Raw genomic sequence first — 14979 nt, forward strand, 5'->3', positions numbered from 1 at the left:
TCCGGGGGACCGGAACGCAACGGACGAAACGGACCGCGCAACGTTCGTCCGCACCGGCGCGCACCACGCAACGTTCATGCACGTATACGCAAGGTTGCTGCATTACAGCTGGGAAGAGAAACCCCTTAGAGTCAGGCGCTGTACGTGGCGTGGCGGGGACGGCCTGCTCGGCGGTCCCCCCGGTTCCGGGTGCGGGTTGCCGCTGCTTGTCGGCCTCCGTCACCCTGACCGGCAGCGATGAAGGAGCCAGCCCGTGCTCGACCACGGCGCACCACCGCGCACCCTCCCCACCGAGACCCCCGCCCCGGGGCTCGGAGCCCGGCTGATGCGGCGCAAGCCGGTGGAACACCTGGTCGCGGAGGGCGGCCACGGGGAGGGCGGCACTCTGCGCCGCTCGCTCGGCATGTGGCAGCTGACCATGATCAGCATCGGCGCCACGCTCGGCACCGGCATCTTCGTCGTCCTCGGCGACGCCGTCCCGAAGGCCGGCCCCGCCGTCACCATCGCCTTCGTCATCGCCGGCCTCACGGCCCTGTTCTCGGCCCTCTCGTACGCCGAGCTGGCCGGCACCATACCGGTCGCCGGGTCCTCGTACTCGTACGCGTACGCAACGATGGGCGAACTCGTCGCCTGGGTCTGCGGCTGGTGTCTGGTCCTGGAGTACGGCGTCTCCGTCGCCGCCGTGGCCGTCGGCTGGGGCGAGTACCTCAACGAGCTGCTCGACGGCACCATCGGTGTGACCCTCCCCGACGTGATCTCGTCGGCCCCGGGTGAGGGCGGCGTCATCAACCTGCCCGGTCTGGTCGTCGTCCTGCTCGCGATGGTGTTCCTGCTGGGCGGCGCCCGCGAGTCCGCCGTGGTCAACACGATCATGGTCGCGGTGAAGATCGTCGCGCTCGCGCTGTTCTGCGCGATCGGCTTCATGGGCTTCAAGTCCGGCAACTACCGCGACTTCATGCCGCTCGGCACGGCGGGCGTCAGCGCCGCCGGCGCCAGCCTGTTCTTCTCGTACATCGGTTTCGACGCCGCCTCCACGGCCGGCGAGGAGGCCAAGAACCCGAAGCGTGACCTGCCCCGCGCGATCATGCTCTCGCTGCTCATCGTCACCGTCCTCTACGTCCTGGTCGCCGCGGTCGCGGTCGGGGCGTGGAACTGGAAGAAGTTCGCGGGTTCCGAGGCCACCCTCGCGGCGATCATGAACGACGTCACCGGGCAGACCTTCTGGGGCACCATGCTCGCCGCCGGCGCGGTCATCTCCATCGCCAGCGTCGTCCTCACCGTCCTCTACGGCCAGACCCGCATCCTCTTCGCGATGTCCCGCGACGGCCTGGTCCCGAAGGTCTTCGGCAAGGTCAGCGGCAAGACCGGCACCCCGCGCGTGAACACGGTCATCGTGTCGCTCTTCTGCGGCGTGCTCGCCTCGCTCATCCCGCTGGGCAAGCTCGTCGACGCCACCAGCATCGGCACCCTGTTCGCCTTCGGCCTGGTCAACATCGCGGTCATCGTGCTCCGCTACACCCGCCCGGACATGCCGCGCACCTTCAAGGTGGCGCTCGGTCCGGTCTTCCCGGTCCTCGGCTTCGTCTTCTGCGCGTACAACATGTTCAGCCTCGACGCCGTCACCTGGGTGGTCTTCGGTTGCTGGATGGCGGCGGGCCTCGTGTTCTACTTCCTCTACGGAGCGCGTCGCTCCCGACTCGCCACCGCGCCCGCCGAGCAGTTCGCCGGCGCGCCTGCCGAAGAGAAGTGAAACACCAGCCTTGCTGAACGATCTCGACGAACGCATCGTGCACGCCCTCGCCGAGGACGCCCGCCGCTCCTACGCCGACATCGGCCAGATCGTCGGCCTGTCCGCGCCCGCCGTCAAGCGGCGCGTGGACCGGCTGCGGGCCACCGGAGCCATCACGGGCTTCACGGTCAGGGTCGACCCGGCCGCGCTCGGCTGGGAGACCGAGGGGTTCATCGAGATGTACTGCCGGCGCAACACCTCGCCCGAGGCCATCAAGCGCGGCCTCGAGCGCTACCCCGAGGTCGCGTCCGCGTCCACCGTCACCGGTGACGCGGACGCGATCGTCCAGGTCTTCGCCTCGGACATGCGGCACTTCGAGCGGGTCCTGGAACGGATCGCGGGGGAGCCGTTCGTGGAGCGGACCAAGTCGGTGCTGGTCCTGTCGCCGCTGATGCGGCGCTACACATCGGGCTCGCCCGCGTAACGCCTCACTTCGTGGGATCCACCGGGCGCCACGGCAGCACCGTGAAGTCGCCGGTGCCCTGCTTGACCGCCTCGAAGGTGCCGCCGAGCCCAGGCTCCGCGGCACCTTCGTCTTTTCCGTGCCGGGGCTCAGCCAGGTGCAGCCCAGGATCCCCACCCGGCACGTCGGACCACGGTCGGCTTCGCCCTCCGCCGGACGGCGGAGGCCGCCCCGTACGGACTGCGACCGACGGCTCACCCGGACGCGCAACAAATCGCCGTCGCCGACCCATCAGGCGCAACGGATCGTACGAGAAGACGCAACAGTCCCGTCTTGTCCCGCCGGTCCGCGGAAACGTACCGTCTTATCCGATCCCCCTCCCCTTTTTCGCACGCTCCCTAGGACGCCCATGCCGCCGCTGCGCACCGCCCTGCTCCAGAGCTCCGGCCGCCCCGGGTCCGTCGCCGAGAACCTCAAGGTGCTCGACGAGGCCGCGGGCCGCGCCGCCGCGACCGGAGCCCGGCTCCTGGCGGCCCCCGAGATGTTCCTGACCGGGTACGCGATCGGCGACGACGTGGCCCGCCTCGCCGAGCCCGCCGACGGACCCTCCGCGCAGGCCATCGCCGAGATCGCGGCCCGGCACGGCGTCGCCGTGGCCTACGGCTATCCGGAGCGCGACGGGGAGCTGGTGTTCAACTCGGCCCAGCTGATCGCCCCCGACGGCAGCCGCCTCGCGAACTACCGCAAGACCCACCTCTTCGGCTGCTTCGAGCGCGACTCGTTCACGCCCGGCGACCGGGTCGTCGTCCAGGCCGAGCTCGACGGCGTCCGCATCGGCCTCATGATCTGTTACGACGTCGAGTTCCCGGAGAACGTGCGCGCGCACGCCCTCGCCGGCACCGACCTGCTGCTCGTACCGACGGCCCAGATGCACCCGTACCAGTTCGTCGCCGAATCGGTCGTGCCCGTGCGGGCCTTCGAGAACCAGATGTACGTCGCGTACGTCAACCGGGTCGGCCAGGAAGGGGAGTTCGAGTTCGTCGGGCTCTCCACGCTCGCCGGGCCCGAGGGGGTCGCCAGGGCGCGCGCCGGCCGCGGTGACGAGCTGATCTGTGCCGACGTGGACCCCGCCTTCCTGGCCGCGTCCCGCGACGCCAACCCGTACCTCAGCGACCGCCGCCCCGGCCTGTACACGCCACTGGTCTGAGCCCCGAGCCGCCGCCCCGAACCTTCAGTACCTCAGTTCCCGCAAGGAGTCCGTACCCCATGACGTCCACGGTGCCCAACGCCGTCCAGCACACCGACGCGCAGCCCCCCATCACGATGTTCGGGCCGGACTTCCCGTACGCGTACGACGACTTCCTCGCGCACCCCGCGGGCCTCGGCCAGATACCGGCGACCGAGCACGGCACCGAGGTCGCGGTCATCGGCGGCGGCCTCTCCGGGATCGTCGCCGCGTACGAGCTGATGAAGATGGGCCTCAAGCCCGTCGTGTACGAGGCGGACGAGATCGGTGGCCGGCTGCGCACGGTCGGCTTCGAGGGCACCCCCGCCGAGGCCGCCGGGCTGACCGCGGAGATGGGCGCGATGCGCTTCCCGCCGTCGTCGACCGCGCTCCAGCACTACATCGACCTGGTGGGCCTGGAGACGCGGCCCTTCCCCAACCCGCTCGCCCCCGAGACCCCGTCGACCGTCGTCGACCTCAAGGGCGAGTCCCACTACGCCACCACCGTCGACGACCTGCCGCAGGTCTACCGCGACGTCATGAACGCGTGGAACGCCTGCCTCGAAGAGGGCGCCGACTTCTCCGACATGAACCGCGCGATGCGCGAGCGCGACGTGCCGCGCATCCGCGAGATCTGGTCGAAGCTCGTCGACAAGCTCGACAACCAGACGTTCTACGGGTTCCTCTGCGACTCCGAGTCCTTCAAGTCCTTCCGGCACCGCGAGATCTTCGGCCAGGTCGGCTTCGGCACCGGCGGCTGGGACACCGACTTCCCGAACTCCATCCTGGAGATCCTGCGCGTCGTCTACACCGAGGCCGACGACCACCACCGCGGCATCGTCGGCGGCTCCCAGCAGCTGCCGCTGCGCCTGTGGGAGCGCGAGCCGGAGAAGATCGTCCACTGGGCGTACGGCACCTCGCTCGCCGAGCTGCACGACAGCCGGAAGCCGCGCCCGGCCGTGACCCGGCTGCACCGCACCGCGGGCAACCACATCACGGTCACCGACGCGTCGGGTGACATCCGCACCTATCAGGCGGCGATCTTCACCGCGCAGTCCTGGATGCTGCTGTCCAAGGTCGCGTGCGACGACTCGCTCTTCCCGATCGACCACTGGACGGCGATCGAGCGCACCCACTACATGGAGAGCTCGAAGCTCTTCGTGCCTGTGGACCGGCCGTTCTGGCTGGACAAGGCCGTCGACGACAGGGGAAACCCGACCGGGCGGGACACGATGTCCATGACGCTCACCGACCGCATGACGCGTGGCACCTACCTGCTCGACGACGGCCCGGACAAGCCGGCCACCATCTGCCTGTCGTACACCTGGTGCGACGACAGCCTGAAGTGGCTGCCCCTGTCGGCGAACGAGCGCATGGAGGTCATGCTCAAGTCGCTCGGCGAGATCTATCCGAAGGTCGACATCCGGAAGCACATCATCGGCAACCCGGTGACCGTGTCCTGGGAGAACGAGCCCTACTTCATGGGCGCGTTCAAGGCGAACCTGCCGGGTCACTACCGTTACCAGCGCCGCCTGTTCACGCACTTCATGCAGGACCGCCTCCCCGAGGACAAGCGGGGCATCTTCCTCGCGGGCGACGACATCTCCTGGACGGCCGGCTGGGCCGAGGGCGCCGTGCAGACCGCTCTCAACGCGGTCTGGGGCGTCATGCACCAGCTCGGCGGCGCGACGGACGGCACCAACCCCGGGCCCGGCGACGTGTACGACGAGATCGCGCCGGTCGAGCTGCCCGAGGACTGATCGGCGTGCGGGCCCCGGCGGACGCCGGGGCCCGCAACGCTCAGACCCCGGCCTCGCGCGCGGCCGTGAACACCTCGGCCGCGACATCCGTCAGCTCGTCCGCGTCGCGGACGAGACCCTGGAGGTCGATCAGGATCTCCTCGAGGCCCACCGCGTCGTGCGCGACCAGATCCTCGACGATCTGCGCGACGCTGCCCTGGAAGGGGCGGCGGTCGTCGCCCTTGTACTCGTCGCGCGTGTAGATCGTGTTGACCCGCAGCACGCTCTGGATGGGCTCCTTGCGGCCGCGCTCCTCGGCCAGTTCCTGCAGACCGCGCCACTGCTTCGCGAGCTCCTTCGCACCCGCGGCTCCCGGCATCCAGCCGTCCGCGCGGTCCACGAGCCGGCGCGCGGCCTTCGGGCTGTTCGCCGGCAGCAGCACCGGGATCGGCCCTGCCGGCTTCGGCCCCACCACGGACGGCGCGATCGTCGTCAGCTCACCCTCGTAACTCACCGGGTCGGGGCCCCACACGGCCCGGCACACGTCGAGCAGCTCGTCCAGGACCTGGCCGCGCTTCTCGAACGGGGCCACGGAAGCGGCCGCGTACTCGTCGTGGGACCACCCCGTGCCGATGCCGGCGACGACGCGGCCGCCGCTCGCCGCGTCCAACGAGGCCAGGGCGCGCGCCAGTTGGAAAGGTACGTGCAGCGGGCCGACCAGCACGCTGGTGCCGAGCCTGGCCCGCTCGGTGACGGCGGCGGCCAGGGTGAGGGAGACCAGCGGGTCGGCGACCGAGCGGTACTGGTCCGGCCAGGGGAGGCCGGGGATCCCGTACAGGCCCTGGCGGGCGGGCTCGGGGAACAGGATCCGCTCGAAGACCCACAGGCTCTCGTAGCCGATCTCCTCGGCGGCGCGGGCCACCGCCGGGATGTCGCGCCCGATGTCGTACTGCTTCATCTGGGGGAGGCTGAGGCCGAGTCGGGTCGCCATGCCGGTGCTCCTTCGCGTTCGCATCAGGGATCGCTCGCGTAACTCCTCGTCAACGTACAGCGATCACGGGGGAGTTCCACGGCGAAGGCGGACGCGTGGCCGGATCAGTCCGGCAGAGGTGTGAGCATCATGCGGCCGACCAGCCCAACAGAGGTGTCGAGGCGCCGGACGAACTCCTCCGTGACGTCCGGGAATTCACGCAGCACCCACAGGGCGCGGGCCGCCGCCCAGGCGCCGTCCCTGGCGCGCTCCAGGGTCCACGAGCCGAGCAGATGGGTCAGCGGGTCGGCGATCTGGAGCAGATCGGGGCCCGGCATCAGATCTTCGCGGATGCGCTCCTCCAGCGAGACGAGGAGATCGCCCACGCGGTCGAACTCATCCTCCACGTCGGCCGGTTCGCAGCCGAGGGTACGGCAGGTGTCCACGACGGCCAGCGCCAGATCGTGGCCGATGTGCGCATTGATGCCCGAGAGGGCGAACTGCAGCGGGCGTACGCCTGGATGGCGGCGATACTGGAGCAGGGGACGCCAGCAGGCGGGCGGACGGTGGTCGGGGGAGCGGGTCCCGACGGCCGCCAGATAGCGCCCGGCGAACCGAACGTCCAGCGTGGTCGCGGCTTCGGCGTCGGCGAACCGGCCGCCGTCGATGTGCCGGTCGACCTCTTCCGTGACGGACAGATAGACCCGGTTGAAGACGGCCACACCGTCGCAGGCGGGCCAGGACGCGGCCAGCTCACGCATCCGGGCCACCACGGAGTCGACCCCGCGCGCGGCGGGCGTGCACTTCGCGAACCGTTCCAACTGCGACATGGGGGCAGGCTCTCAAGCCTAGGCTGGCGCGCGTGCCGCCTGGCCCGGGGCTTCCCCAGAACGGGGGAACGGGCCGGGCACTGTGCGTGGGGGGAAGGGGAGAACAGCGTGTCAGGCTTACGTGCTCAGCGACTGGCCGAGCGTCGCGCCGAGCGCAGGGGCGCGGCCCGCCGGGGGGCCATGGCGGCGGTCGCGTCGCTGGTCGCGGCGGTCGGCACGGTCGCCGGGATGGTGTCGGCGCTCGACGGGTCCGAGGGCGGCGATGTGGCGCGGCCCCGGCTGACGCGGTCGCCCGACCTGCTTCCGCTGCCCGCCGTACCGACCGCGACATCCGCCTCGGCCTCGCCCGGCCCGTCGCCCTCGCCGTCGGATTCGAAGACCGCGAAGAAGAAGCCGAAGCCCACTCCGAGAGCGTCCACCGGGCGGCCCGTGGCGCCCGCTTCCACGCGCCTGTACCGGCACGCCGACTCCCAGGTGCTCGACTGGGTCAGGGCCAACCGCTCGGACCCGCGGCGCCCCCTCATCGAGTCCCGGATCGCCGACCGGCCCGCCGCCGTCTGGTTCGCCGACTTCACGCCCGACACCATCACGTCCCGGGTGCGGGCGGTGACGTCCACGGCTGCGCGCGAGGGCCGGGTGCCGGTGCTCGTGCCGTACGCGATTCCCGAGCGCGACTGCGGGGGCGCGTCGGAGGGCGGGGCGCCGGACATCGCCGCGTACGACAGCTGGGTGCGGAAGTTCGCGGCGGGCCTCGGCTCCGGCGAGGTCGTCGTGATCCTCGAACCCGACGCGCTCTCCCAGACCGAGTGCCTCTCCGGCGGGCAGCTCGCCGACCGGTACGCGGCGCTGGCCCGTGCGGGCCGCGCCTTCAAGTCGGCGAATCGCAGGGCCCGGGTGTACTACGACGCCGGGCACTCCGACTGGAACCCCGCCGGTACCCAGGCGGCCCGGCTGCGAGCGGCGGGCGCAGCGTCGCCGGCCTTGTCCGACGGCGTCTTCACGAACGTCTCCAACTTCAACCGCACCTCCGCCGAAGTGGCCTACGCCCGCCGGGTCCTGGCGGCGATGGGCGGTCCGCCGTCCCTGGGCGCCGTGATCGACACCAGCCGCAACGGCAACGGCGCCCCGGCGAACGGCGCGTGGTGCGACCCCTCGGGCCGCAAACTGGGGCAGGCGCCGACCCTGCGCACCGGGGAGCGCGGGATCGACGCCTACTTGTGGGTGAAGCTGCCGGGGGAGTCGGACGGCTGCAAGGGCGAGCCGGGATCGTTCGCCCCCGACTACGCCTACGACTTGGCGGACTGACCGTCGGCAGTGTCGCCGGCCGCATCGTCGTACGAAGAGGTCCCCTCGTCGAGCAGCGGCTCCTGCGTCTTGAGATGCGCGGGAGCCATGGCGCGCAGTGCGTGGTAGCCGGTGATGACGACGAGCGTGCCGAGGGCGATGCCGCTCAGCGAGAAGTTGTCGGTGAACTTCAGGGAGACGTTGCCGATGCCGATGATGATGCCCGCCGCGGCCGGCACCAGATTCAGGGGATTGCGCAGGTCCACCCCGGCGTTCATCCAGATCTGCGCGCCGAGCAGGCCGATCATGCCGTAAAGGATCACGGTGATGCCGCCGAGGACGCCGCCCGGGATGGCGGCCACGATCGCGCCGAACTTCGGGCACACGCCGAAGAGCAGGGCGAAACCGGCCGCCGCCCAGTACGCGGCGGTCGAGTAGACGCGGGTCGCGGCCATCACGCCGATGTTCTCGGAGTACGTGGTGTTGGGCGGGCCGCCGACCGCGGTGGAGAGCATGGAGCCGACGCCGTCGGCGGAGATCGCGGTGCCGAGCTTGTCGTCGAGGTTGGTGCCGGTCATCTCGCCGACGGCCTTGACGTGTCCGGCGTTCTCGGCGATCAGCGCGATCACGACGGGCAGCGCGACGAGGATCGCCGACCACTGGAACGACGGGGCGTGGAAGGAGGGCAGGCCGATCCATTCGGCCTTGCCGACGCCGGACAGGTTCAGGCGCCAGTGGTCGATGGCCTCGGCGCCGCCGGTCGCGGAGTGGATCCGGCCGAAGATCCGGTCGAAGGCCCAGGAGATGCCGTAGCCGAAGAGCAGCCCGAGGAAGATCGCGATGCGGGACCAGAAACCGCGCAGGCACACCACGGCCAAACCGGTGAACAGCATCACGAGAAGCGCGGTCCACTGGTCCTGCGGCCAGTACGTCGACGCCGTCACCGGCGCGAGGTTGAAGCCGATCAGCATGACGACCGCACCGGTGACGACCGGCGGCATGACGGCGTGGATGATCCGCGCGCCGAACTTCTGCACCGCGAGCCCCACCAGGAACAGCGCGGCGCCGACCACGAAGACGGCTCCGGTCACCGTGGCGCTGGTCCCGCCCTGTGCCCGGATCACCGCGGCGACGCCCACGAAGGAGAGCGAACAGCCCAGATAACTGGGCACGCGGCCGCGGGTGGCGAGCAGGAAGATCACCGTGGAGACGCCGGACATCATGATCGCGAGGTTCGGGTCGAGACCCATCAGGACGGGCGCCACGAAGGACGCGCCGAACATCGCGACGACGTGCTGGGCGCCGAGCCCGAACGTGCGCGGCCAGGAGAGCCGCTCGTCCGGGCGCACGACGGCGCCCGGAGCCGGGGTGCGCCCGTCGCCGTGAAGTTTCCAGCGCACACCGAGGTCCATATGAGTTCTGCTTTCTGTGGTGCTTCCGTGGCTCGAAATGATCGCCGCCATGTTAATGCGCCGTAAGGCCCCTTTCGCGCCACGGTCGACGGCCTCGATCCCATGCGTGAATCCGTGCCAGGGGCATTGTCACGCTCACCTCGGCGCCCTACGCTCGCACGGCTTGATCCATGAACATTGTTCAGATATGTGATGGGAGTTGTGATGCGTGCCAGATTCCGTGTGCGTCTCGGTGCCCTGCTCACCGCGGCTGCGGCCCTCGCCGCCGTCGCCGCCGTCCCCGTGTCGGCCCAGTCCGCGACGGCCGGCGTGAGCGCGCCGCGGACCGCCGTCCTCGACGGCGAGCGCCTGCTGCGGACCAAGCAGCGCCTCGACCACGGCGACCCCCAACTCAAGCGCGCAGTGGGGGACTTGACGGCCCGCGCCGACACCTGGCTGGATCAGGGCCCCTGGACCGTCGTCGACAAACCGAAGCCCGCGCCCGGCGGCGACGTCCACGACTACCTGAGCCAGGCCCCCTACTGGTGGCCCTCACAGACGCCCACCGCCGACAACCCCTGGGGCTGCCCCTACGTCCAGCGCGACGGGCAGCGCAACCCCGAGGTCGACACCGGGACCGACCGCCAGGACGTGGAGAAGGTCTTCGACTCGACGTACGACCTCGCCCTCGCCTGGTACTACACGGGCCGCAAGGAGTACGCGGAGAAGGCCGCCACGGTGCTGCGCACCTGGTTCCTCGACCCGGACACGCGCATGAACCCGAACCTGGACCACGCCCAGTTCATCCCCTGCAAGTACGACGGCCGGGCCATCGGCATCATCGACTTCTCGCAGTCGTACACGAGCGTCACCGACGCCGTCGCCCTCCTCGGCACGGGCGCCCCCGGCTGGTCGAAGGGCGACCGCACGGCGATGGGGGAGTGGAACAAGGACTTCCTCGGCTGGCTCGTGAACAGCGACTTCGGCAAGGAGGAGGGCGCCGCCCAGAACAACCACGGCACGTTCTACGACATGCAGGTCGCCGCCCTCGCCTACGCCACCGGCGACACCGCCCTCGCCCGCCGCACCGTCCTCGACACCCGCACCAAGCGCATGGCCCCGCAGATCGCGGGCGACGGCAGCCAGCCGCAGGAGCTCGCCAGAACCCGCAGCTGGCACTACTCGACCTTCGACCTGGTCGCCTACACCCGGCTCGCCGCGATCGGGCGGCATGTCGGCGTGGACCTGTGGTCGTACCGGGGCCCGGACGGGCAGAGCCTGTTCAAGGCCGTCGACTATCTGCTGCCCGCGGCCACCGGGGCGACGGCGTGGCCGCACCCCGAGCTGGAGTTCCACCGGTTCGCGGCGAGCGACATCGTGCACGCCGCCGCCGACGCCGGGAGCGCGGCGGCGAAGCGGGCGGTCCCGCATCTGGAGACGCCGCCCGGCGGGGATCTGTGGGCACTGCGCCCGGCGGCCGAACAGCTCGACTCGATCGCGGGCTGAATTGGCCGCGTCACGCCCCGGTCCGGCCTGCTGAGCGTTTGCTTAGTCAAAGGTCGTACGATGGGGCTCTTGTACGTACCGCATCAGGAGCCCCACCCGTGACCGCCGAAGCCCTCGCCCGCCCCGCCCAGTCCCACGGACAGCTCGTCCCCGTCACCGTCCACTTCGACGATCTGGACGCGCTCGGCCTGCTCCACAACGCCCGCTACCCGGTGATGGTCGAGCGGGCCTGGACCGCGCTGTGGGCGGAGCGCGGCCTCGTCTTCGAGGGCGACTGGGTGGCGGCCGGCGACTTCTGCAACGCGGTCAAGGAACTGCGCATCACCTACGACGCGCCGGTCAACCGTCCCGGCGCGTACGCCGTGCACCTCTGGCTCGACCGGCTCGGCACCACCGGCCTGACGTACGGCTTCCGCTTCTGCTCGGCGGACGGTGGGACGACCTACGCCCACGGCACCCGCGTACTCGTCCGCCTGGACCCGGCCACCCTGCGCCCCGCCCCCTGGAGCGAGATGTTCAGGACCCTTGGCCGTGAGCTCCTGCGGACGCGGGACTGACCTCGGCCTGCTTCGTCCGCGTGCGGTCCCCCGTGCGCAGCACCCCCGCGAACACCGCGAGCCCGCACGCCAGGAACGTCACCAGGCCGAACGACACCACCAGGCTCGTCGCGTCGGCGACCGTCCCGATCGCGGAGGGCGCGACGAGCCCCGAGGTGTACGTGATCGTCGCGACGCCCGCGATGGCCTGGCTCGGATTCGGTCCGCTGCGCCCCGCCGCCGCGAAGGCGAGCGGCACGACCACCGCGATCCCGAGGCCCATCAGGCCGAAACCGGCCATCGCGACCGCCGGGTTCGGCGCCACCACCACGAGCAGTCCGCCGAGCGCGGCGCCGACCCCGCCCACCCGCACGGTGCGCACCGCGCCGAACCGGTCCACGATCCTGTCGCCGGCGAGCCGCGCCACGGCCATCGTCAGCGTGAACGCGGTGGTGCACGCTGCCGCGAGTCCGGCGGACGTGTCGAGGACGTCCCGCAGATAGACCGCCGACCAGTCCAGGCTCGCCCCCTCGGCGAAGACGGCACAGAAGCCGACCGCGCCGATCAGCAGCGCCGACCTGGGCGGCAGCGCGAAGCGCGGCGGCGGCTCCTCGTCCTCCGTGGGGCGCAGGTCCAGCACGCCGCCGCACGCGATGAGGCCCACGACCGTCAGGGTCGCCGCGGCGAGCAGATGGTGCAGACGCGCGTCGGAGCCGAGGTGCGCGGCCAGCGTGCCGGCCGCCGAACCGATGAGGGCGCCCACGCTCCACATGCCGTGCAGGCTCGACATGATCGACCGGTCGAGGCGGTTCTCGACCTCGACGCCCAGTGCGTTCATTGCCACGTCCGACATGCCCGCCGTGGCGCCGTACGCGAACAGCGTCACGCACAGCACGACCAGATTCGGCGCGAGTGAGGGCAGGATCAGCGCGAGCGTCCACAGGGCGAGCAGGCCGCGCAGCGCCGTGCGCGCGCCGAACCGGTGGCTCACCCAGCCCGCGAGCGGCATCGCCACCGAGGCGCCGAGCGCGGGGAAGGCGAGCGCGATACCGAGCTGGCCCGCGCTGACCCCCGCGTGGTCCTGGATCCAGGGCACCCGGGTCGCGAAGGACCCGGTGACCGCTCCATGGACGCAGAAGACGGTCGCGACCGCATAGCGTGCGCGCTTCAACTCCCTTGCCCCGTAACCGACTTCGCTCATCCGGCGTGACCCTCCCGATACCGTCCCCAGGCTGCTGGCGTAAACTATCAGGAACCCTGCCTGATAAATAGCCGGTTTCCCACCGGTCTCCCTGTACGGCCCCGGCCCCGGCAGCGAAGGCGATCTGGAAGGATCCGCGCCATGCCCGCATCACCGAGTACCGCCAGGGCCATCAACGACCGGCTCGCGCTGCGCCTCCTCCAGAGCGAAGGCCCCCTGACAGCCGGGCAGTTGAAAGAGCGCACCGGCCTGTCCCGGCCCTCCGTCGCCGACCTCGTCGAGCGGCTCACGGCCCAGGGCCTGATCGAGGTCGTCGGCGAAGCCGGCGCCCAGCGCCGCGGCCCCAACGCCAAACTCCACGGGATCGTCTCCGGGCTCGCCCATCTCGCCGCGCTGGACGTCCGCACGGAGGGCGTCACCCTCACCGTCGCCGACCTCGTGGGCACCGTCCTCGCCGAGGCGTCCGCGCCCATCGACGGCGAGGAGGGCACCGGCCCCGCTGTCGAACGGGCCGTCGCCCTGGTCGAGCGCACCGCCAAGGAGGCGGGCGCCGAGCCCCTGCACACCGTGGGAATCGGCGCCCCCGGCCTCATCGACCCCGTCACCGGTGAACTCCGCGACTCGTCGGGCCTGCCCGAGTGGCACCGCCGCCTCGTCGCCGCCCTCCATGAACGCCTGCCGGCCCGCGTCCTGGTGGAGAACGAGACCAACCTCGCCGCCCTCGCCGAACAGCGCGACGGCGCCGCCCGCGACCGCGACACGTTCGCCCTGCTCTGGCTGGGCCACGGCATCGGTGCCGCGGTCGTCCTCGACGGCGTCCTGCGCCGCGGGGCCTCCGGCGGCACCGGCGAGATCGGTTTCCTGCCCGTGCCGGGCACGGCGGGACTGCCGTCCGCGACCGGGTGCGACGGAGGCTTCCACTCGCTGGCCGGATCCGCCGCCATCGCCGAACTCGCCCGCGCCCACGGCCTGGTGGGCCGCACCGCCGCACCGGGGGAGCCGGCCGCCGCGGCGCTCGTCCGCGAAGCGGTACGGGCGGAGCCCGGGACGCCCGCAGCCCGCTTCCTCGACGCACTCGCCGACCGGCTCGTCCTCGGGGCCGCCTCCGTCGTCGCCGTCCTCGACCCCGGCTGCCTCGTTCTGGGCGGTGAGGTCGGCCGCGCGGGAGGCGACCGCCTCGCGACCCTGGTCGCCACCCGCCTCGCCGCCATGTCCCCCCTGCCCACCGAGGTACGGGCCGGCGCCCTCGGCGGCGCCGCGGTGCTGCGGGGAGCGCTGCTGATGGCGCGGGACGGGGCGCAGGACGACCTCTTCGCGCCGACGGACCGCTGAACCCCGCGCACGGTCCCGGGTCAGCTGGCGGGGAACCGCCGCGCGAGGAACTCCTCGAACGTGCCCTTGCCCACGGCCCGTTCGGGCGTCAGATGCCCGCCGCCCCGCATGCCCTTGTAGGCCTTCCCGGCCAGGCGGACCTCGAGGAGCCGCCGGCGCCGACCGCTCGCCCGCAGGTAGGCGCGGGCCAGATCCGACGCCGTCCGCACCGCCGGACCACCCATGTCCGCCACGCGTCCCGCAGGTTCGCCGGTCGCCAACTCCGCCAGGCGGTCGGCCACTTCGGCGACCTCGACGGGCTGGTCGGCGACCCCCGCCGGAAGGAGCATCACCGGCAGCTTGGCCAGCGCCTGAAGGCCCTGGAACACCAGGTCGTGGAACTGCGTCGTGCGAAGCACCGTCCAGCCGAGCCCCGACCCCTCGATCAGCTTCTCGACCGCGAGCTTGGCCTTGTAGTAGCCGAGCGGCACCCGGTCCACGCCCACGATCGAGATGTACAGCAGATGCGGCACATCGGCCCGCCGCGCCGCCTCGATCAGATGCCCTGCCGCCTTCTCGTCACCGCCGCGCGGCGTGCTCGCGCAGTGCACGATCGCGTCCACGCCCGCGACGGCCTCGTCCAGCCCGGCCCCGCCCTCCCGCAGGTCCACCGCGTACGGCCGCGCATGCCGGCTGAGCACCCGCACCTCGTGCCCGTCCCCGCGCAACCGCTCGGCGACGAGACTGCCGAGGGTCCCCGTGCCGCCGGTCACCAGGATCGTGGTCATCGCAGT

The 14979-nt window shown here is 71.6% G+C and carries 13 protein-coding genes; 8 read left to right on the plus strand and 5 right to left on the minus strand.

Going from position 1 to position 14979, the window contains the following annotated elements; all coding sequences use genetic code 11:
* The first annotated feature begins 253 nt into the window (after nt 1–253).
* The 4 genes from OG456_RS30605 to OG456_RS30620 all read left to right on the plus strand — a co-directional run bounded on the left by OG456_RS30605 (nt 254) and on the right by OG456_RS30620 (nt 5177).
* The gene (locus OG456_RS30605) at nt 254–1750 is read left to right on the plus strand and encodes an amino acid permease (protein ID WP_266566622.1); all 1497 of its coding nucleotides are present in this window, start codon (nt 254–256) and stop codon (nt 1748–1750) included.
* A gap of 10 nt (nt 1751–1760) precedes the next feature.
* The gene (locus OG456_RS30610; RefSeq protein WP_127828554.1) at nt 1761–2213 is read left to right on the plus strand and encodes an Lrp/AsnC family transcriptional regulator; all 453 of its coding nucleotides are present in this window, start codon (nt 1761–1763) and stop codon (nt 2211–2213) included.
* A 388-nt stretch (nt 2214–2601) separates the two neighbouring features.
* Complete coding sequence (locus tag OG456_RS30615) at nt 2602–3399, plus strand: carbon-nitrogen hydrolase family protein (protein WP_266566625.1); 798 nt, start codon at nt 2602–2604, stop codon at nt 3397–3399.
* Between the two features lie 59 nt (nt 3400–3458).
* Nucleotides 3459–5177, plus strand: coding sequence for an NAD(P)/FAD-dependent oxidoreductase (locus OG456_RS30620; protein WP_266566626.1), 1719 nt, complete (start codon nt 3459–3461; stop codon nt 5175–5177).
* Nucleotides 5178–5217: 40 nt separating this feature from the next.
* Here OG456_RS30620 and OG456_RS30625 read toward each other — a convergent pair whose 3' ends face one another.
* The gene (locus OG456_RS30625) at nt 5218–6147 is read right to left on the minus strand and encodes an LLM class F420-dependent oxidoreductase (RefSeq protein WP_266566627.1); all 930 of its coding nucleotides are present in this window, start codon (nt 6145–6147) and stop codon (nt 5218–5220) included.
* A gap of 104 nt (nt 6148–6251) precedes the next feature.
* Nucleotides 6252–6956, minus strand: a complete 705-nt coding sequence (locus tag OG456_RS30630; protein WP_266566629.1) for a DUF5995 family protein — start codon at nt 6954–6956, stop codon at nt 6252–6254.
* 180 nt (nt 6957–7136) lie between these two features.
* On the opposite strand from OG456_RS30630, the gene OG456_RS30635 reads away from it, so the two are divergent.
* The gene (locus OG456_RS30635) at nt 7137–8261 is read left to right on the plus strand and encodes a glycoside hydrolase family 6 protein (RefSeq protein ID WP_266569487.1); all 1125 of its coding nucleotides are present in this window, start codon (nt 7137–7139) and stop codon (nt 8259–8261) included.
* Here the strand turns inward: OG456_RS30635 and OG456_RS30640 are convergent.
* Nucleotides 8243–9652 (minus strand): uracil-xanthine permease family protein, encoded by a 1410-nt coding sequence (locus tag OG456_RS30640; RefSeq protein ID WP_266566631.1) that lies wholly within the window; start codon nt 9650–9652, stop codon nt 8243–8245. The two genes, OG456_RS30635 and OG456_RS30640, sit on opposite strands and share 19 nt — an antisense overlap.
* A gap of 204 nt (nt 9653–9856) precedes the next feature.
* On the opposite strand from OG456_RS30640, the gene OG456_RS30645 reads away from it, so the two are divergent.
* On the plus strand, nt 9857–11137 hold the full coding sequence (locus tag OG456_RS30645) for an alginate lyase family protein (RefSeq protein ID WP_266566633.1): 1281 nt from the start codon (nt 9857–9859) through the stop codon (nt 11135–11137).
* A gap of 98 nt (nt 11138–11235) precedes the next feature.
* Nucleotides 11236–11694, plus strand: coding sequence for a thioesterase family protein (locus OG456_RS30650; protein WP_266566635.1), 459 nt, complete (start codon nt 11236–11238; stop codon nt 11692–11694).
* Here OG456_RS30650 and OG456_RS30655 read toward each other — a convergent pair.
* Nucleotides 11654–12874, minus strand: coding sequence for an MFS transporter (locus OG456_RS30655; RefSeq protein ID WP_266566637.1), 1221 nt, complete (start codon nt 12872–12874; stop codon nt 11654–11656). The two genes, OG456_RS30650 and OG456_RS30655, sit on opposite strands and share 41 nt — an antisense overlap.
* A gap of 141 nt (nt 12875–13015) precedes the next feature.
* Between OG456_RS30655 and OG456_RS30660 the strand changes: the two genes are divergently transcribed.
* Entirely contained in the window at nt 13016–14206 is a 1191-nt protein-coding gene (locus tag OG456_RS30660) for an ROK family transcriptional regulator (RefSeq protein ID WP_266566639.1), read from the plus strand.
* A 20-nt stretch (nt 14207–14226) separates the two neighbouring features.
* On the opposite strand, the gene OG456_RS30665 is transcribed toward OG456_RS30660, so the two are convergent.
* Nucleotides 14227–14973 (minus strand): SDR family oxidoreductase, encoded by a 747-nt coding sequence (locus OG456_RS30665; RefSeq protein WP_266566641.1) that lies wholly within the window; start codon nt 14971–14973, stop codon nt 14227–14229.
* Between the last annotated feature and the right edge of the window lie 6 nt (nt 14974–14979).

This window comes from Streptomyces sp. NBC_01446 (assembly GCF_026340095.1).
Taxonomy (GTDB): Bacteria; Actinomycetota; Actinomycetes; order Streptomycetales; family Streptomycetaceae; genus Streptomyces; species Streptomyces aureus.